The sequence below is a fragment of the Metabacillus lacus genome (genome assembly GCF_009674805.1).
GTDB classification, from domain to species: domain Bacteria; phylum Bacillota; class Bacilli; order Bacillales; family Bacillaceae; genus Metabacillus_C; species Metabacillus_C lacus.
The window spans coordinates 1-19,960 of sequence record NZ_WKKI01000031.1 but is presented as its reverse complement, the minus strand read 5'-3'; the positions used below and the strand labels follow the sequence as shown (position 1 = coordinate 19,960).

The following is a 19,960-nucleotide window of genomic DNA, read 5'->3' as shown; positions in this document are numbered from 1 at the left end:
CGAAAATAGGAGGAAAGGAAGGCGCCTCGCCTCCCATTCAACTCCGATTAACTTAATCTCCAATTTCACTATTAGCTTGATCCTGTGCTTCTTTTAAAGCCTGATCAAGTGGACGCTCACCGAGAAAAGCACTAACATATTGGTTATTAAAATTGTTAAAGATAATTGGCAGGTTGGTATCATCTGCCCAGACTGTAGAATAAGATGCGCCTGCTACCAGTGGTCCGCGCAATTCATCCTTATCAAAACCAAGATTTTCAGCAACAGATACTCTACTTGGAAGCTCAAAACCTTTGGAAGTCCATTTTTCCATTCCTTCTTTACCTGTCAAGTAAGAAATCAGTTTCCACGAAGCTTCTTTTTTCTCTGAAGCAGCATTCATAACGTATGAAACTGTATAAGCCATTGTACCTTTATTACCATCAATAGTTGGAAGCTCAGCTGTATCGAACTCAAGATCAGGGAAGGTGGACTGCAGGTAAGGAATTGCCCAGTTTCCTTCAAATACCATAGCTGCTTTACCCTGGCCAAACATTTCACCTGTCCAGTTAGCTCCTGCTTCTTTTGGTTCTGCAGCAGATTTATCCACATTATGCATATCAATGATCGGCTGAAGCGCCTCGACCACTTTTGGATCTGCAAAAGTAGCTTTGTTATCAGTAGCTACCTTTCCCCCTTTAGATTCAGCAATATGATACAGCCTTGCGAGCTCTGGAGATGCACCAAATCCATAGACATTTGTTCCATCTGTCAGATTCTTGGCTGCTTCTTCAAACTCTTCCCAGGTAGCTGGAACTTCCAGGCCGGCTTCTTCAAACATTTTTTTGTTATAAAACATGGCTAAAGTTGAATAGCCTTTTGGAAATCCAAAAGTTTGTCCGTCTTTCTGGAAAGCTTGAATGAGCGGTTCTTCAAAATCTGCAATATCAAAATCTTCGTTTATATAAGAATCCAAAGGTTCAACGACTCCTGTTTCAATTAAACCAGGAGCTTCAAATGCATCTAGATAAAATACATCCGGGCCTTCACCGCCGATCAGCCTCGTTTTAATTACATCCATGTACTGATCTGCAATTGTATCTCTTTTCACATCAATATCCGGATTTTCACTTTCGAAGTCAGCGATTACTTCGTCCAGAAGTTTTGTCTCTTCAGGAGAAGACCCCCATCCTGCAAGTGTAATCTGAACCTTTTCCCCCTCCTGAGGAGATCCAGCTCCTCCTTCCCCTCCGCTATTGCTGCTGCAGCCTGCAAGTGAGGAACCGAGAAGCATGACTGATATACCAATGCCTGCAAACCATTTTTTATTCACCATTTTATTAAACCCCTTTCGTTTTTCCTTTTATAAAAAGAGAGCGTTATTCTCCCTGATTACCTTTAGTCATAACATCAAAGCCGGTTGTATTTTTATCAATGGATACAGTAAGTCCTGCTGTGCTGCGGGTGACAGTCACGGATAAATGTCCTTTTCCAATTGCAATATCTGCTGCAGACAAAATATTCATTCCTGGAAGCAGGGTTGGATGAAGCTGAATTTCTTTTTTTAGACTGTCCGGAAACAATCCAAGCAGAGACTGTATAAAGACCAGCGGTGTTCCTGCCGCCCATGCCTGCGGTGAACAGGCAACAGGATACTTGACTGCTTTTCCCATACTGCTGTCATATCCGCAAAAAAGTTCAGGCAGCCTGTCATATTCAAAATGCTCTGCAGCCTTTATCAACCCTTCCATTACGGAAGCCGCTTCCTCCTGGTAAGCCAGCTTACTGAGACCAAGTAGAATCATGCTGTTATCATGAGGCCATATACTGCCGTCATGATAGCTCATTGGATTATAGCCTGCCTCTCCGCTTCCCATGGTGCGAATGCCGTAGCCGGAGAACATTTTTTCTGATAGGAGCTTGGATGCAACAGCTTTTGATCGATCTTCCGATAGCATCTCAGAAAACAAGACATGCCCCGGGTTTGAAGTAATTGTGCCTACCTGCTTTTTTGCTTCGTCAAGAGCAATTGCATAATATCCACTATCCTCCATCCAGAATGCATCTTCAAAAGCTGTACGGAGCGCTTCTGCCTGTTTCTTCAAACGACTTGCATCTTTTTTGTTGTGAAGTAATTCATAAATTGCAGCGAGGCCTACTTTAGCCTGATATACGTAACCCTGTACCTCTGATAGGGCTATCGGTGTTTTTGCATACTCACCATTGGTGTGTACAATGGAATCTCCAGAATCTTTCCAGCCTTGATTGGCTATACCCTTGCTTGATTCCTGATGATACTCTAAAAATAAGTCTCCATCCCTGTCCCCATATTGATCAATCCAGTGGAGTGCAGCAGTGACGTTGTCACTCAACTCATGAAACAGATCAATATCTCCTGTCCATTTCACATATTCTGTAAGCAGCACAAGAAACAGCGGAGTCGCATCAATTGTTCCGTAATAAGGGGTGAACGGTATTTGATTTGTATTTGCCAGCTCTCCAAACCTGATTTCATGCATGATTTTTCCCGGCTGCTCATCCCGCCAAGGATCTACTTTAGTGCCTTGCTGTGCTGCCATTGTCAACAAAGTTCCTTTTGCTATGGCAGGATTAAAGGCCAGCATCTGTAATGCAGCGATAAGGCTGTCCCGGCCAAAAGGAACTCCAAACCAAGGGAGCCCTGCAACCGGAAATTTGCCGTGTCCTAAGTCTGTCAGGAGTACCCTGATATCATCAATTCCCCTGTCTACTAGCTTTTGAAGGGGGAGGAGATCAGTTACAATTTTAGAAGTGCTTCTTTCCCATTCCACGTAGGAAGCTGACAGCCGTTTCAATGCCTCCTCAGTCGGCAGTACTTCTTTTTCTGTTGCATGTCCAACAAGCGGCTGTATTGCCACTGTTAACACCTCTTCCTGCCCATGGGCGAGGGAAAAGGCAAATTTCACACTGCCTTCTTTGCTAATCTCTTCAGCAGTCTTGTCCCAAATGATTTTAGTAGTTCTGTCCAGTTTATCTGCTCCTTGATAATGAAAGGAAAGTGATTGTCCTGCAATTGTTTCTCCTGTCCGCTTTCCGGTTTCTCCTGACTGAAAACCCCGTACGATAAACATATCGTTGAAATCTACATCCATATGCAATTCAATAGTGAAGTTAACCCTTTTTGGAAAATAGTTTTTCAACTTAATACCTTCATAAAGCACATCATCATATATAAATCTCTTTCTCTCTATCTCTACCGACTCTCGCCACAGCTTCAGCTCTCCGTTCTTCTCCATATGTGGATTAGTTAAAAGAATAGTAGCTGCATAGTTTTCAGAACCATCAGATGACAGCAGAATGGGCTGCTCCCCATTTATATGTAATTCCATCTTACTTAGAAAACGAGTATCTTTTGAATAAAGACCAAGACCGTAGGGATGATTCTCCGGAATGTTACCGTTTACATCAGTCAGTAGAAATAAATCATTTTCTTTAATTACTCTATATTCCATAGCTAGCTCCTCCAGTTGAATGTTCTAAGAACCGAAACGTTTTGGAAATTCTCATATATTACCGAAACGTTTCGGAAAGTAAGTACCTATCCAATTCAATTGGATAGCCTTATTGCAGATTCCCTCTCAATTAATTCAGTTTCTATAATGATTGATTGAGGCTTAGCCTCTCCCTCGAGCATCTGAATCAGAAGCTTTGCAGCTGAATAGCCCAGCAGTGCCTTGTTTTGTGCGATTGTAGAAAGGCTTGGAGTAACATAAGAAGCAAGAAGAATATCATCATAGCCAATGACTGAAAGCTGCTCAGGTACTGTTCTTCCCAATTTTTGAGCTGCTTTTATACAGCCGAGGGCCATCAGGTCGCTTGCACAAAAAATGGCGGTAATCTCAGGAAAACTTTCCAAAAGGATTCTCGCTTGTTCTTCCGCTGCACTTTCTTGAAAGAGCCCGTTAACGACCCATTCCTTTCGAAATTTAATGGTCGCAGATTTCAATACATTTTTATATCCTTGCAGTCTTTCCTCACTGACAAAGGCGAATTCATGTCCATTAATCATAGCCACATGCCGATGTCCCAGTTCCAGCAAATAAGACACAGCCTTTTCCGCACCAAGTACATTGTCTGTTGTCACATATCCGACGTTTTCCGTCTTAATGGGAATGTCGACCAGTACACATGGTATGTCGCTGTCCACAACCTCTTTTAGATATGGATCATCTGTTTTTATGCCCTGAATGATTGCTCCGTCAACTCTTCTCTCTTTACAGAGCTGTGCGTAAGTTTTCTCCCTCTGCTTACTGGAGTTTGTATTAAAAAGAACCAAATCATAGTCTGTTTCTGCGGCAAACTGATTGATGCCTGTAAGCACTTCAAACGTAAAATTATCTTTGATGCTCTCTTTGTTAAACCCAGATACAAGCAGCCCGATCGTTTTCGATTTTTTCATCACCAGCCCCCTGGCCAGGGAGTTAGGACTGTAATTAAGTACTTCAGCAACCTCTATTATTTTACGGCGGGTTTTTTCGTTCACATCCGAATAACCATTTAAGGCACGTGAAACTGTTGTTACAGATACACCGGAAGCCTTCGCAATATCTTTAATTGTTGTCATCAGCAGCTCCTCCAAAACGTTTCGGATGTTTATGACAAAATCATAACTGATAATGAAAGCGATTGCAACACTTATTTAAAAATAGCTGCAGCCTTGTTGAGTAAGGTGCAGCAAGCAATTAAGAAGTTATCTCATGAAAAGTAATTTCCGGTCTGCTTCCCACTCTGATGTTTAAGCCGGTTTGCCCAAGTCCCTCACTTATATAGAAATGTCTGCCATTGTGCTCATGAAGACCTTTAACCATATTCATTTTTACCAGCTTGCCCATTTTCACTAAATGATACGGCTTTGGCCAGCAGATTTGTCCGCCGTGAAAGTGTCCTGACAGCATGTAGTCATAGTGATAATCATCCATTTCCAATACGATATTAGGATCATGCGTCAAAATTAGACGATAGCCTTCCTGAAGATCTTGATACGCTTTAGAAAGATTACTGCGCTTTGTACTATAATCATCGATTCCAATAATATTGAGAACTTCCCCATTCCAGGGAAGCTGAACATTTTCATTTTGCAGAGTGACAAAACCATACTTATGCAAAACAGCTTTTAACTCTTCAAAATTCTTCTTTCTTAAAACATAATCATGATTGCCAAAGACAGCGTACATGCCTAATACCGGATTGCATGAGTGTAGAGCCTGCAAATATGGCTCAAGGCGCGGGATGCTCCTCTTGCGGTCCAGGAAATCGCCTGTGATTGCAATGACATCTATTCTTTGTCCTTTTATTCTAGACAGTATGTCTTGCGGTGAGATTGAAATATTTTCTAAATGTAAATCTGAGAGATGTAGAATTGTTATATTTTCAGCTGGCAGAGCTTTACGGGGAGAACTAACTGTAATGGTGTTAACAGCAACGTCTTTTGTATTTAAATTTGCTGCACGATAAACAAGAATCAGGATTGCGAACAGCAGAAGTATACTTACTGCTATAAAAATGGACATAAAAAAAGCCCCCTTCCCTTCTAATCAGTATAGAGGGGACTAGGGATTGCTTCCAGTGGGAATTACTGGGCCTGCTGACGTGGATAAAGGCTGATCAGTTTTTCCTTGGACATCAGTAAATAGACGGGTACTTGTTTGTATATACCTGATAAATCTGCCCCTGGGGATGAGAGGAAGTATATGGGGAATTGCGTTGTTTTTTTAAAAACCTTGTACAGGAAGCTTCTCGGCTTTTGACATTCAAAACCCAGCTGTTCATATCCCTTTTTTATCATCGTAATCCCGATAATTCCTTTAATTTCTTCCGCTTTTTCATGTTCCAGCAGAAACTTCGACAATTGGGGCATCGAATTTCTAACAGATTTATAAATGGTCCTGCCTCTTCTTATATCAGATTGGAGATGCAGAGATTGAGTGAGCAGTCTAACATTATGGAGATGAATCTTAAGAAGCATATCTCCTCTTTTTATGCTGGTTCCATCTGACAAAGTCACTGGCACACCTTTATAGCGGGTAAGCCTGACACGGAATACAGACCCTTCCCCATCACCGCCTGATAAGCAGATGAGGCTTGAGAAGAAATAATAAACAGGATCGATAAAATTCCAGAGCGAAATGATGCAGTACCTGAAAACCATATGCCTTCTCCTTTCTCTTTGCCCATAGTCACCCTTTGCTGTTGATACTTGCACCAACAATCCCACTGTTTAAATGGGCTCAAGGTGATCATAAAAATATGTTATGACAAATTCCCTTTCTTACTATTGGTAATGAAAGGTTGAAGGTTTTCGGCATGAAGAGCAAGACTTCCTCTCATAATAAAGACATTGATATTTGACAGAAGCGACAATTCTATCGCTTGCCTTTCCTGCCAGTCAGTTAATATTCCGCATTGTTCAAAGTCTGTGAAGTACAAACCCATTTCCTGCTCAATTACTTATTTGTTTGAAGAAACTTAGGGGCCCTGGTGAATTGGTATCAATGATTCCTTGCATGTTGACCAGGACTTGATAGGTGACCAACGAAAAACCTTCATCATCAATATTGCTTAATAAAAGGGGTGCAGTCTTGCCGAAAATCCTGTTTCTGCCGTTTTTACAATTCTACTCAGGCCATCATTCTGTTTGTGATTCATTAGCAGAGTTTATGAAACAAATACATCCCGGCTGCTCCATAGAAATCGTGGACATCTTTTCTTATAGGAGCCGTATTGCTGAGGAAGCTGTTTCCAGGTTGTATTTAGCCGGTATCGCTTCATGTCCTGAAATCTACAGCAAACTATATAAAAAAGCAGCCTGTGCACAAAAAAATATTGATCAGCGCCGCTATTTTTATGAATGGTTTTTTTTATCCGCTATGAAAAAGCTGCTGGAGAAAACAGCTCCAGACTTGATTGTTTGCAGCCATGCCCTTCCTTCTTATCTTTGTAATGTTTTGAAAAGCAGGGGTGAACTTACAGTACCAGTTATTAATGCCTATACAGATTACTTCATCAATGATTTATGGGGAGTAAGAAACATAGATTTACACCTTGTTCCCGGCACTCAAAATCGGGCTGCTCTGCTTTCAAGGGGAATACCCAGCAGTTCTGTCATTGTGACGGGAATTCCTGTTTCTCCATCATTTGAGAAGCGGATAACCCCTAAAGAAAATGAGAAAGCATTGATATTAATAGCAGGAGGCAATTTGGGGATGTTGAATGATTACCAACTGTTGCACGCTATGTTGTCTACGGACTGTGTAACCTTCTATATTTTGTGCGGAAGAAATAACAATCTTTACAGAAAGTTGAAGCAGCTTGGAAAACCTCATATTGTGCCGCTTTCATACATTTCAAGCCGGGATGAAATGAACACGCTGTACAGCTGTGCCGATATGGTGATTACAAAGCCGGGGGGCGTCACAATCAGCGAAGTGCTTTCTAAGCAAGTTCCCGCTTATCTTCTCCCTCCTCTCCCAGGACAGGAAGAATTCAATGCAGCATTCCTGACTGAAGAAAAGCTCTGCTTAAATGCCTATGCAACACTGGATTTTTCTGTTTTTCCCCAAAGTCTTTCTCTCCTTTTAAGCAATCAAGAGGTACTTACAGCCTGCAAAGAAAGAATGGCGGCCTATCAGGCGAGTTTGTATGACTGCAGAAAAGCAGTATTATTTATGTCAGAAAACTACCTAACCTAAAAAAGAAGAGGATAGTTACCCTGTAGTTCAGCTTCACAACTAACAGACCCTGTATGGCAGTCTTCTTTGTCTGCACTTCAGGGTCAGATTAGTGTTTAACAGTACCAGAGTCCGAAGCACTTACTTACGTTATCCGATAATGACGCGTTCTTTCGGATAATGGTAATTGGCTTTTGCTTCTTTAGTACCAATAATATAAATAAAAGTCAGGATACCAACACGCCCGATAAACATGAGAATCATGAGGACAATTTTTCCGACTGTGCTAAGATCCGGTGTAATTCCCATGCTCAGTCCTGTGGTTCCGAACGCTGAACATACTTCAAAGAGAATTTCTATAAATGAAAACGACTCAGATATGCTTAGGATAATAACTGACACAAACACAAGCAAAATCGCCATAAGCGTAATAACAAACGACTTCATAAGATCTTCTTCATGCAGCTCCCGGTTAAAAATCTTGATGTTCTTGTTACCTCTTGCATAATGATATAAAAATAGCAGGTTTAAAGCAAAAGTAGTTGTCCGGATTCCTCCCCCAACCGAACTTGGTGATGCACCAATAAACATCAGTGCGCACATAACAAGAAGCGTAGTCTCCGTAAACAGGCTGACATCCATTGTCGCCAGCCCTCCGCTTCTGGTTGACGTTGATTGAAACAGTGAGTAGAACAGTGCCTCATGCCATGATTTACCGCTGAAAAAGTACCGGTACTCCAGCGCGGCGATAATGACCGTACCGGCTACAACCAGCAGGACGAATGTAATGGTGGTGATTTTTGTAAACAAACTAAAGCGGTACTTACCTTTTTTACTTGCTGCAAAATCCTTTAATTCGATTAGAACCGGAAAACCTATTGCCCCCAAAGCAATAAGAAGAATGACAATAAACTGGATGAAATAATCTTCCGCAAACGGGACCATCGAGGCCCCTGTAATATCAAATCCCCCATTTGTTGTAGCACTGACCGCAGTAAAAAATCCATGAAGATAAGCATCCTGCCAGTTAGGAAAATAGTTTAAAAAGTAGGTTCCGAGCACAATACCGCCGATGGCTTCGATTGTCAGAATAAGCAGGAGAATCTGTCTCATTAGATTAACAATTCCGGACAAATTGGTCTGATTTTGATCGGTCATAATCAATCGTCTTTCTTTCAGGCCGATTTTCTTGCCCATGACAAGCCAGATAAAAGTCCCCAGCGTCATAATGCCGATTCCTCCAAACTGCAGAACAAACATAAGAATAAAAATACCTGGAACGCTGAATGTATCTGCAGTGTTGACAACGGTCAATCCTGTCACGCTTACCGCACTGACTGCGGTAAACAGCGCATCAATAAAAGACCAGGCAGTTCCGTCCTGATGTGCGATTGGAAGGCTGAGCAGCACAACAGATACTGTAACAGCCAATGAATAATAAAGAACAATAATTTGAACAGGAGTTAATTTTTGAAGATAGTACCGAAATGATTTTTTCATATATGTACTCCAAACTGAACATTTTACATAGTATGCCCTATAAAAATATGTACTCAACTTCCATCATAAAAAAAATCCCTCAAAATGAAAAGGGATATTTGCAAAATATATCAAAAGGTCTCCTTGGAGGCAGCTGCCTTAGAGTAGCAGTATGACTGAAAAGTCATAAAAAAAGGAACCAGTGCGGTTCCTTTACAAACTATCTTGCTTCTAAACGTGCAATACGATCATTTAAATCTGGGTGAGTAGAGAATAGTGCAGCACCTTTTTTGCCGTTTATCTTTAATGTTGCTACTGCTGTCTGGTCATCTCTGATGCGCTGAGAATACGCCTGAAGAGATCTTAGAGCATGAATCATCTTGTCCTTACCGGCAAGATCTGCTCCGCCGTTGTCAGCGTGATACTCTCTGTAACGGGAGTAAGCAAACACGACGATGCTTCCAAGAATCGAAAACGCAATCTGAAACACAATAACAGCAATAAAGTGAACGATAGGAGCCATGTCCTCTCTGACAACCCTTGAAACTGCCCATGCTGCAATTCTTGCAAGAAAGACTACAAATGTATTTACAACACCTTGAAGCAGCGTCATTGTCACCATATCACCGTTAGCGATATGGGCAACTTCATGAGCCAGAACTCCTTCAATTGCGTCATCATCCATTTCCTCAAGCAGTCCTGTAGATACCGCTACAAGCGAACGGTTTTTAGAAGGACCCGTTGCAAAAGCATTTACTTCAGGAGATCTGTAGATACCCACTTCAGGCATCACTCTGATTCCCGCAGCACGTGAAAGGCGGTGAACGCGTTCAACAAGATCTCTTTGAGCAGCAGAAAGACTTTTATCAGGGTTAAGAACCTGAACGCCCATCATCATTTTGGCCATCCAGCGGGACATGAGCAAGGATATAAACGCACCGGTAAAACCTACCACTGCACTGAATGCAAGCAGCGTACCAAGGTCAATTCCACCGGCAGCAGTTCTGTAGTTGCCAACTCCAAGTACTGAAAGAACAATACCAATTGTAACGATTACCAAAATATTTGTTAATATAAACAAAAATATACGTTTAGCCATTTTTTCTCCTCCATTTTAAGCTCCAATGAACTCACACTTTAAATTATAAAAATTTTTATTTGAAAAAGCAAGAAAAAAGACGTAATATTGTGATTTAAGAACTGCCTTTCTCTCACTGATTATTTGTCTGGATTGAGGTGCATTATGAAAGCATTAAAATTAACAAGATTACAGATGGTTAACCTTCTATATTCATTAAAAGGCATTCACGAGGAAAATCCAATCTCTCTGTTAAAGTACTCAGTGAATGATCCGACTCTAAACGTTCTCTATCATGAAAGCGTTCCAAATTTCATCAGAAGATATGAACGAAAAAAAACCAAGAAAGAATACGGTTTATCAACGAATGAGATTGTCGATTTGGGTAATTTATGTGAATTAACTTCATTCAAGTCGACAGCAATCCAGAATTGGATTAAGCGGGATATCAAGGAATTAATCGGACAACCTGAGCTTGGAAAAAAATATTCCATTGACCAGGCTGCCATATTATTAATCGTACGTGACTTAAAGTCAGTCTATGACTTTGAATCCATTCGATCTATTTTAACATCATTATTCAATACTTTATCAGATCGAAGCGATGATTTAATTAATCCTTTAAAATTTTACGAAGCTTATGCAACCATTTTGGAAAAAATCAACGATTTGAACGTTTCTTCAATTCGGTACAAAAGGATTGAAGAGAATATTGAAGAAGAAGCCGATTCTGTAAGAAACACGTTTCCCGTCCTGTCTGACAGCCAATGGGAACAGGTCAGGGGCACCTTAATACTGGTTGTGCTGGCTGTATTGTCTTCCCATATTCAAAGACGCGCACATTTATATTTTCAAGAGCAATTCCCGGGCAAGGAAGAAACACAATGACAAGGCTATTTACAGCCTTGTTTTTTTGTGCAGGAAAGCTTATTTCAAATCCTACAGCAAGTGCAGATTCTCAGAATTCTGTTTTTGTAATGTCAACCGAGTAAAATACTGGTCTGCATAGAACGCTTTCTTCTTTCAAAAGCTAGAAATGCAGCAAAAGCTGCAATGAAGGTTAAGGAGTGAAGAAGATGGCTCGAAGCTCTAACAAGCTTCTCGTACCGGGAATTCAACAGGCTCTGGACGAGATAAAATACGAAATTGCACAAGAATTTGGAGTAAGTCTAGGTTCGGATACAGTTGCACGCGCTAATGGCTCTGTCGGGGGCGAAATCACAAAACGTCTGGTTGCACAGGCTCAAGCTCAGCTAGGCAGTACTCAAAAAACAGAATAAGACTGGAAAAATCGCCGTGCATTGTGACACGGCGATTTGCTATTCTTTTTTACTATGTTTTTTGTCCTCTTTTTGATCTGATTTTCCCTTATTTTCCTTTTTACCATGGTTTTCTTCTTTTTTGCTTGCTTTCTCTTCTTGTTTATGTGCTCTTTTTTCTTCTTTTTGAGCTTTTTGATTCCCTTTTTGATCTTTCTTTTCTTCTTTTTGCACCTTATGTTCTTCTTTTTTATTTTTATGCTCTTCTTTTTTGTTTTTCTGCTCTTCTTTTTTTGCTAAACCTGGAGGGTTATTTTTTTTTTCGCCCTTTGGAGGAACATTTTTAGGTTCAGCCTGCTCTCCTTTAGGAGCATTCGCCCCTCCATTCTGATTATTTGAATGTGCGGGCTTTGCTGCAGGTGCTGCAGGTGCAGAAGCAGGCTTATTGCTTGAGTCATTTTTCTTCTCTTGAAGCCTTTCCTTTGTTTTTTCAAGCTTCGGAATGGTTTCATTGTTTAATTTTTGTTTCGTATTCTGTTGTTCTTTGGGAACTTGAACAGCAGTTTTTACTGTTTCAGTTCTTTTAGGCAGCAGCGGCGGCTCCTTTTCCTGACTATCAGCAGGCACGTGAGAATTCTTTAAAGAGCTTTTTTCTGGCTTAGTTTGAGGTTTTTGAAGCTTCAGAAATTTCCCGGTACTCATCCCTTTTTCCTGAGCCTGATCCCTTACCTTCATGTCTGCCTGAAGTTCTTCAAGGTCAACATCCTTCTCTTTTATGGCAGCTTTCAGCCCTGTTAACTGCTTTTTCATCAAGTCCCGTACTGCCCCGGAACTGTCTTCACTCAAAACGGTTGTTAGCAGCACATCCTGATTTTTCCGCAGGTAGCCGCTGCTTTCAGATTTTTCGATAATTGTAGTGACCACTTCGTGAAACGTTTTCTTTTTCCAGTCCGGAATAATCCCCAAAAGTTTTTCACCATCATTATTTAAAGGCTGAATGTCCACAACCTCGAGATTAGAGTCCAGAGCCAGTTCAAAACTGGGATTAATATCAAGGGTCAAGTAAGCTGAAACTTCATCTGAATTTAAAAATGGTGAAATAATGAAAAAGAGCAGAAGAGCTGCAACAGCTGTCACGAGGCCTGTTCTAAGAGGCCGTATGTAAAGTAAAAAATTTCTTTTTGAAGCGCTGTTTTCTGGTTCCTGGATAGGAAAAAAAGTAATTTCTTCTCCAATCTGAGAAGCACGGTCAAGCCTGGCTTTCAGAAATTGTCCGTCAGGGGTGAGCATTGTAGCTTCTTGGCCCTTTAACTCAACAACAACCCCTTTATTCATTCATTCAGCACCCCTTTGATGTAATCTTGCAGGTAGAGATAGTCACCGGTCATAATAATCGCCATGGCAATGATGTATTTTCGGTTTCTTTCTATGGTTTTTCGGCTGACAGAAACCATTTTCTCCAGCTGCTTTACAGGTATTTGTTTTTTTTGAAACAGCAGTTTCTTTAACTCAGGATGCTCTGTTAATACCTTTGCAACTTCTATAGCGTTTTGCCTCGCATCTCTATGCTTCGGCGATTGCTCCATTAACTCAGAGAATGATAGATCAAATTCTGTTAATACATTAGTAAAATGAAGAATTTCTTCACGTCTTTGTTCAGCTTGTATCAGCTTTTGATATTCCGTGACAGAAAGATCAGCCTCAATTTTACTTTGTGAGGATTCTCCTTCTTCTTGCTCAGGCACATCTATATTCACCGTGTGGGCATTTCTTGCTTCTTTTCTGATATAATCTATCACTTTACGTTTTATAATTAATTCAGCGAAGGCAAGAAGAGAGTTCCCTTTATCAGGTGAATACTTCTCTATAGCTTCATTGAATGCTATCAGACCTATACTGAATTCATCGTCTCGCTCATCTATATATCTCTTGCACACTGATGAAACAGTTTTAGCCACGAAAGGTTTATATTGTTCTATTAATGAATTTTGAAGCAGAGTGTCACCCTCATGAATTTTCATCACTGTCTGTTCAAGGGTTTGCTTCTTTTTTCCCAATTTAAAAAGCAGGCTAGGCACCGTTTTCACCTCAGTTTCTCCCATTATCACTTTGTTAATCATAGCTAATTTGTCTGGGAATCGCAAAGGTAGAAATTTGCAACCAGTATATAGTTATAAATACTCAGAAAGTGATAACTTCGTATACTGATTACCTGCTTATGTTATAATAAGGAATGTATGATTTTACACAGGGCATACCATGTTGGCTGCATGGGTGCTCATTTTTCATTTATTTTATAGATACAATTAACCAAGACTATTCTCCTAATATAGTTCTTTTATACAGAATCATCCGGCATTCAATTAATAGACAACAATCCTCCTTTGTAACAAATTGCCTCCTCGCTACAAACTACGTTAACACTAAAAAAATTAAGGGTGTCCTATTATAACTTAATTATAAAATCAAAATAAACACTTCTTTAGCAACATAAGGATACAAGAGCTGTAAACAATATGTAACGCACTTGTAACATTATATAGAAAAAAAGGGAAAATAAAAAGACCATCAGGTACAAAACTAATGGTCTTTTTGAACTATTTTTATTTACCTTCTACTTCTTTCAGGATTTCTTCGGCCTCTGTTGCTTCCAAATCAGGCTCTTCTTTAGAAAGAAACCATCCTCCCACTGCAATGCCAGCCAGTACAAGCCAGAAGGATATTTTCCAAGGAGCAGACTCAAGGAAGTGTTTGGACATATAGCCAATATCGGGGTGAGCAAGCGTATACAGCGCAAGCTTCACACCCACCCAGCCGACAATCAGGAATGCTGCGGTTTCAAGGCTGGGGCGCTTTTTAAGCACACCTACAAATAACGTTGCAGCAAATCTCATGATCACAAGACCGATAATTCCTCCTGCCAGAATAACAAGAAACTGTCCACCGTCCATTCCTCCAATAGAAGGAAGGTTTGTAGCCGGCAGTGTCATAGCTAAAGCTACAGCTGCCAGTATAGAATCTACTGCAAAAGCCATATCAGCCAGTTCTACCTTTAACACTGTTCCCCAGAAACCGGATTCTTTTTTCTTTTTAGCATTTTCATGGCTGTCCCTGTTAAAAACAAACTTCTTAAAGATGTGATTAAAACAGATAAAAAGTAAATAAATTGCACCTATTGCCTGAACCTGCCATACGTCTACTAAAAATGATATTAAAAATAATGATCCGAATCTTAATACAAATGCACCGGCAAGTCCGTAAAACAATGCTTTTTTACGCTGTTCATCCGGCAGGTGTTTTACCATAACCGCCATAACAAGTGCGTTGTCTGCTGCCAATATCCCTTCAAGAGCAATCAGGACCAGCAGCACCCAGCCGTATTCCAACAATAAACCAACTTCCATATTTTCTCCTCCTAGATATTTGCACTCTTGTACCTGTTACGGAGAAGATCAGACAATATAAAAAGACCTTTGCCGCAACAGGCAAAGGTCTTGCTAGACAGTGTGAACCGCCAACAAAGCCGGTGAATGAATTCACGAAATGACGACTTTGTTTTCGAGTATGTAACTCGAACGCTACTCCCCTTTGAAAGAAAGCATATCAAATTTATATACTCATTTTATCCATTTCAAGGAAGGGTGTCAACTATTTTTTACTTGCTGTCCTCTTTGGAAAGCCTGGCAAGTTCTCTGTATACCTTCGCACTTTCAGCCAGGTTTTTTTGCTTGCCGAACATTTGCTGAAACAGGCTGCTGAACTGCTGATATTTGCCTTTGTATGGATACCATTGAATTTCAGTATCTTTCTTCCCAGAATCTGTCATGACGGCTTTTTCCTGGCAGAACATGCGAAGTCCGCCATCGCCATGGTAGCTGCCCAGCCCGCTTTGCTTTGCTCCTCCAAAGGGAAGCCCATGGTTAACGACACTCACCATTACATCATTTACTACAGCATTTCCGGTCACAAGCTTTGAGACAACTCTTTCTGCTTTGGCTATATCCCTGCTGAAAACACTTGCATTCAATCCGTAAATGGTTCCGTTTGCCAGCTCCACCGCTTCTTCTTCTGTATCAAAAGGAATGACAGGAATGATTGGCCCAAAGCTCTCCTCATGGACAATTTTCATATCATCAGTCACTTCTGTCAGGATGATTGGTTCGATAAATAGACCTTTTTCTGTATCCCACTTGTCAGGGTGTTCACCTGTCACCAGCTTAGCCCCTTTTTCAAGAGCATCCAGGACCTGCTCACGGACAACAGTAATTTGTTCAGGATACGTCATAGACCCGATATCGTGATTCATGCCGCTCCCCTGACTCAGCATTCTTACTTCATCTCTCATTTTAGCAACAAAGCGTTCAAAAATCGGCCGTTGTACATAGAGCCTTTCCGCGCTCATGCACACCTGTCCGCTGTTTGTAAAAGAGCCCCATACTGCTCCCTTGACTGCTCTATCAATATTAGCATCTGAGAACACTATCATTGGATCTTTGCCGCCGAGTTCGAGAGTTGTTGGAATTAAATCCTTTGCTGCAATTTCCTGAATGATTTTGCCTGTTCTGACGGAGCCTGTGAAGAAAATATAATCAGGCCTGTGTTTTGTTAATTCCGCCCCCACTTCTTTTCCTCCATGAGCTACCTGAACAACATGCTCCGGAAAACCTGCTTCTTTAAATAGCGCTTCTACCAGCTGACCTACGAGCGGTGTGACTTCAGAGGGTTTCAAAACAACAGTGTTTCCTCCTGCAAGTGCACTCAGCATTGGAACCATAGCGAGCTGCAGAGGATAATTCCATGGAGAGATAACAAGTACTGATCCTCTGGCCATGTATTCTACATAGCTTTTTTTTCCAAAAAACAGAATTGGCGTAGACATCTTCTGACGGCCCAGAATTTTTTCAGCATGCTTTTCCATGTGTAAGATAGCATCCAAAACCGGCATAACATCTGCAACCGCAGCTTCCATCCTTACTTTTCCCGTATCACTGCTGATAATTTCTGTAATCGCATCTATTTTTTCTGCCATTAAATGGCGTAGTTTTTTAAAATAACGAAGTCTTTCTTTTACCGTTAAAGCACTCCAACTTTTGAAAGCTGCTCTGGAGTCCTCATAAATGCCGGGTATTCGCTCCAATTGCGTCTCTTCTATTTCCCTGATAATCTGTCCTGTTGCCGGATTTATGGCTGATATGGTTTTCCTGTCCGTCATATTTATCCCGCCTTTGCCTTATTGTAACCTTACTATAACGCTGCTGCTTCCGAAGTACAAACAATATGATATACCTTTTACAATTGAGCGAAAACATGAAAATTTTGTTAGTCATGTTACTGCCGTTTTTGCTGAGAATAATAAAAAAAGAAGGCAGGTAAATACCATGCATACAATGTGGAAAGGATCCATCAGCTTCGGTCTTGTCAACATTCCTATTAAGCTTTTTGCTGCAACTGAAGACAAGGACATCAAGCTCCGCAGTCTTCATAAACGCTGCAGCACACCTATTCAGTACGAAAAAAAATGCCCGCACTGTGAGGAAGAAATAAAAAATGAAGATATAGTAAAAGGCTATGAGTATGTAAAAGGCAAGTTTGTCGTTCTGACGGACGAAGAGTTAAAAGAAATAAAAGAAGAGCACGAAGACAAAACAGTCGATATTATTGACTTTGTCAAGCTGGAAGACATCGATCCCATCTATTTTAACCGCTCTTATTTTCTAGGGCCGGGTGAAAATGGCGGTAAAGCTTATGCACTGTTAAGAGAAGCTCTGAATACATCAGGGAAAATCGGTATCGCCGAAATCACGATACGCTCCAAGCAGCAAATGGCCATTGTTCGTGTATTTGAAAATTGTCTTGTGATGGAAACCATTCACTATCCTGACGAAGTCCGAAGTGCCGGGGATGTACCAAGTGTACCTGGACATGTGGAATTACAGGATAAAGAACTGGAAACAGCGATCATGCTGATAGACCAGCTGACAACAGAGTTTCATCCTGAAAAGTACAGGGATGATTATCGTCTGGCACTTCAAACTCTTATTCAAAATAAAGTTGAACACAATGAAGGTCATACTCCTGCGGAAGCTCCTCGCCAAAATGTTGTTGACCTAATGAGCGCGCTGCAAGCAAGCATAGAAAGAACAAAAACAGGTTCAGCGGCTCCGCCTGCAGCAGCTCCTGCCCCGGCAGCGGAAAACCCTGTTCCTGAAGGCAGGCAGGAAGGCAAAAAAACAAAAACAGCACGCAAAAAAGCTTAATGCCTTATGGATTAGAAAGGAGGATGTTCATTGAAGCCTATGCTTCCTACTCTTGCCGCTGAAGCCCCTGCAGGAGAAAACTGGGTATATGAAGTAAAATATGATGGTTTTAGGGCCATGCTTCACGTGAGTAACTCAAACATCCTCCTTGAAAGCAGAAATCAAAAAGAGCTTAATTCTTCTTTTCCTGAAGTTGTCTCTTTCATTGAGGAACAGTTGTCAGAGCTTCTGCCCTACACGCCTTTTACACTCGATGGGGAGATCGTATTTCTCACTTCTCCCGTCTCAACTGATTTTGAAGCTGTTCAAGTAAGAGGCAGAATGAAAACACCGTCAAAAATCCAAGAAGAAGCTCAGCAGCATCCCTGCGCTTTTCTGGCATTCGATTTATTAGAAATCAACGGAATTACACAAACTTCCATTCCCTTTGCTGATAGAAAACGTAAGCTGAAAGAGCTTTTTAAAGGGGCAAATCTTAAAATGGAACCATTACCTGCCTCCAGCAAGCTTCTTCAATTTGTTCCTTATCATAAGACATTGGAAGAGGCATGGCAGCCTGTGTACGATCACAGTGGTGAAGGTATTGTGGCAAAACATCTCGGAAGCACCTGGGATGCCGGCATAAGAACAAAAGGATGGCTGAAAGTTAAAAATTACTGCAAATCTACATTCTTCCTGACTGGCTATGACCAGCAAAATAACTATTTTCATGCAAGTGTACTGAAAGATGGAGCAGTAATGGGAGTAGGCAGCTTTTCTCACGGTATATCTCCTGAGGAGAGACATGCATTAGTCAGCATTGTAAAAGAGCATGCTGTCACCGAAGGCAAAGGTTTCTACTCCATCAGCCCTGCCATATGTGTTGAGCTGCAGTTCCTGCAATTATACAAAGGCCAGCTCCGTGAACCTTCCTTCCTTTCTTTTCAATTTCAGAAAAATTGGGAGGAATGTACATGGGAACAGCTTCAAATTGACATGGCTCCTATTCATAAAAATATACAATTTACTCATCCAGATAAGCCTCTTTGGCAGAATCCAACTGTTACAAAAGAAGCATTCATTGCCTACCTTATGCAAATTGCTCCAGCTATGCTTCCCTTTCTTAAGGACCGGCATTTAACTGTTATCCGCTTTCCGCATGGAACCTTAGGGGAAGCCTTTTATCAGAAAAACATACCTGATTATGCGCCTGACTATATATCAGCTTCTCTTTACGAAGGTATTTCGTATATCATCTGCAATGATCTATCAACGCTGGTCTGGCTCGGCAATCAGCTGGCAATTGAATTTCACATTCCTTTTCAAACTGCTAGAACGAGGAATCCTGTTGAAATTGTCTTTGATCTCGATCCGCCATCCAGGGAGCACTTTCAGCTGGCTGTAAAGGCAGCGCTGGAAATGAAGACCATTTTCGATCAGTTCAATATAAAGTCATATCCCAAGCTTTCGGGTAACAAAGGGCTTCAGGTCCACATTCCCCTTACACCCGACAGCTTGAGCTATGACCAGACCAGACTTTTCACTGAATTTATTGCAGAATTTCTAGTCGCGAAGCACCCAAATGATTTTACTGTAGAACGGCTGAAAAAAAACAGGGGCGACCGCCTTTATATAGATTATATACAGCACGCTGAAGGAAAAACGATTATCTGCCCTTACTCTCTTAGAGGAAAGGAAAAACCTTTCACAGCAGCACCCCTTTTCTGGGAAGACGTCAACAGCAGCCTTACTGTTGAAGATTACACAATGAACGCAGTGCTGAAAAGAAATGCTGTAAGGGGCTGTCCTTTCAAAGATTACTTTCAAACGCCCCAGGACAGTGTAATAAGGGAACTGCTGTCTCTTATTGAAAAGAGTAAACCAAAAAAAAAAAGCGCTGCTAGCTAATGCAAATGTTTAAAAATCTCAAAGGCGGCTAAACAAAACTAAAAAGGAAATGTGGTGATCCATCATGCTCCAAAAGGAACTCACAAAGTACTGCAGCAACTGTGAAAAGGAAACCCTGCACCTAGCGAAGGAAGATACAACGGAAATTGAATACCAATGCAAAAGATGCCATACTACGGAAGAAATAGTGAAAAACTACTTTTAGTGGGACACGGGGACGGGGACACGGGGACGGGTAGAGACCACTGAAAAAGTAACCTTATTTATCACCTGTTAAGCATAATTTTTGTGGATTTAACAAAAAAGTACAAGAAA

Annotated in this window: 17 protein-coding genes and 1 riboswitch; of the genes, 5 read left to right on the top strand and 12 right to left on the bottom strand. The window is 41.1% G+C overall.

What is annotated here, in order from left to right:
• Nucleotides 1-52: 52 nt before the first annotated feature.
• From GJU40_RS14340 to GJU40_RS14315, 6 genes are all read right to left on the bottom strand, one after another.
• On the bottom strand, nt 53-1,315 hold the full coding sequence (locus GJU40_RS14340; RefSeq protein ID WP_154308761.1) for an ABC transporter substrate-binding protein: 1,263 nt from the start codon (nt 1,313-1,315) through the stop codon (nt 53-55).
• Between the two features lie 43 nt (nt 1,316-1,358).
• Complete coding sequence (locus GJU40_RS14335) at nt 1,359-3,470, bottom strand: amylo-alpha-1,6-glucosidase (protein WP_154308760.1); 2,112 nt, start codon at nt 3,468-3,470, stop codon at nt 1,359-1,361.
• Nucleotides 3,471-3,565: 95 nt separating this feature from the next.
• Nucleotides 3,566-4,597, bottom strand: a complete 1,032-nt coding sequence (locus tag GJU40_RS14330) for a LacI family DNA-binding transcriptional regulator (RefSeq protein ID WP_154308759.1) — start codon at nt 4,595-4,597, stop codon at nt 3,566-3,568.
• A 103-nt stretch (nt 4,598-4,700) separates the two neighbouring features.
• The gene (locus GJU40_RS14325) at nt 4,701-5,528 is read right to left on the bottom strand and encodes a metallophosphoesterase (protein WP_154308758.1); all 828 of its coding nucleotides are present in this window, start codon (nt 5,526-5,528) and stop codon (nt 4,701-4,703) included.
• 62 nt (nt 5,529-5,590) lie between these two features.
• Nucleotides 5,591-6,166: a YkoP family protein gene (locus tag GJU40_RS14320; protein WP_154308757.1), complete on the bottom strand. Its 576-nt coding sequence runs from the start codon at nt 6,164-6,166 to the stop codon at nt 5,591-5,593.
• 101 nt (nt 6,167-6,267) lie between these two features.
• A complete protein-coding gene (locus GJU40_RS14315) occupies nt 6,268-6,444 on the bottom strand; it encodes a hypothetical protein (RefSeq protein WP_154308756.1) in 177 nt (58 codons plus the stop codon).
• 152 nt (nt 6,445-6,596) lie between these two features.
• Between GJU40_RS14315 and GJU40_RS14310 the strand changes: the two genes are divergently transcribed.
• On the top strand, nt 6,597-7,706 hold the full coding sequence (locus GJU40_RS14310) for an MGDG synthase family glycosyltransferase (protein ID WP_154308755.1): 1,110 nt from the start codon (nt 6,597-6,599) through the stop codon (nt 7,704-7,706).
• Nucleotides 7,707-7,835: 129 nt separating this feature from the next.
• Here the strand turns inward: GJU40_RS14310 and GJU40_RS14305 are convergent, their stop codons facing one another.
• Together GJU40_RS14305 and htpX are read right to left on the bottom strand one after the other, a co-directional pair.
• On the bottom strand, nt 7,836-9,185 hold the full coding sequence (locus tag GJU40_RS14305; RefSeq protein ID WP_154308754.1) for a TrkH family potassium uptake protein: 1,350 nt from the start codon (nt 9,183-9,185) through the stop codon (nt 7,836-7,838).
• Between the two features lie 199 nt (nt 9,186-9,384).
• A complete protein-coding gene (gene htpX / locus GJU40_RS14300) occupies nt 9,385-10,263 on the bottom strand; it encodes a protease HtpX (RefSeq protein WP_154308753.1) in 879 nt (292 codons plus the stop codon).
• 144 nt (nt 10,264-10,407) lie between these two features.
• Here htpX and GJU40_RS14295 point away from each other — a divergent pair, with 144 nt between their 5' ends.
• Nucleotides 10,408-11,130, top strand: a complete 723-nt coding sequence (locus tag GJU40_RS14295; RefSeq protein ID WP_154308752.1) for a DUF1836 domain-containing protein — start codon at nt 10,408-10,410, stop codon at nt 11,128-11,130.
• 188 nt (nt 11,131-11,318) lie between these two features.
• Nucleotides 11,319-11,522 (top strand): alpha/beta-type small acid-soluble spore protein, encoded by a 204-nt coding sequence (locus GJU40_RS14290; protein WP_154308751.1) that lies wholly within the window; start codon nt 11,319-11,321, stop codon nt 11,520-11,522.
• A 39-nt stretch (nt 11,523-11,561) separates the two neighbouring features.
• On the opposite strand, the gene GJU40_RS14285 is transcribed toward GJU40_RS14290, so the two are convergent.
• The 4 genes from GJU40_RS14285 to GJU40_RS14270 all read right to left on the bottom strand — a co-directional run bounded on the left by GJU40_RS14285 (nt 11,562) and on the right by GJU40_RS14270 (nt 16,713).
• Nucleotides 11,562-12,836 (bottom strand): anti-sigma factor domain-containing protein, encoded by a 1,275-nt coding sequence (locus GJU40_RS14285; protein ID WP_154308750.1) that lies wholly within the window; start codon nt 12,834-12,836, stop codon nt 11,562-11,564.
• A complete protein-coding gene (gene sigI / locus GJU40_RS14280) occupies nt 12,833-13,588 on the bottom strand; it encodes an RNA polymerase sigma factor SigI (RefSeq protein ID WP_343031563.1) in 756 nt (251 codons plus the stop codon). Before sigI ends, GJU40_RS14285 begins: the two co-directional genes overlap by 4 nt.
• Before the next feature lie 516 nt (nt 13,589-14,104).
• Nucleotides 14,105-14,905 (bottom strand): TerC family protein, encoded by an 801-nt coding sequence (locus GJU40_RS14275; RefSeq protein ID WP_154308748.1) that lies wholly within the window; start codon nt 14,903-14,905, stop codon nt 14,105-14,107.
• A 35-nt stretch (nt 14,906-14,940) separates the two neighbouring features.
• A riboswitch (yybP-ykoY riboswitch) is annotated at nt 14,941-15,100 on the bottom strand.
• 56 nt (nt 15,101-15,156) lie between these two features.
• A complete protein-coding gene (locus GJU40_RS14270) occupies nt 15,157-16,713 on the bottom strand; it encodes an aldehyde dehydrogenase family protein (RefSeq protein WP_154308747.1) in 1,557 nt (518 codons plus the stop codon).
• A gap of 166 nt (nt 16,714-16,879) precedes the next feature.
• On the opposite strand from GJU40_RS14270, the gene ku reads away from it, so the two are divergent.
• Together ku and GJU40_RS14260 are read left to right on the top strand one after the other, a co-directional pair.
• The gene (ku, locus tag GJU40_RS14265; RefSeq protein WP_154308746.1) at nt 16,880-17,758 is read left to right on the top strand and encodes a non-homologous end joining protein Ku; all 879 of its coding nucleotides are present in this window, start codon (nt 16,880-16,882) and stop codon (nt 17,756-17,758) included.
• A gap of 39 nt (nt 17,759-17,797) precedes the next feature.
• Nucleotides 17,798-19,645, top strand: a complete 1,848-nt coding sequence (locus GJU40_RS14260; protein WP_154308783.1) for a DNA ligase D — start codon at nt 17,798-17,800, stop codon at nt 19,643-19,645.
• The last annotated feature ends 315 nt before the right edge of the window (nt 19,646-19,960 follow it).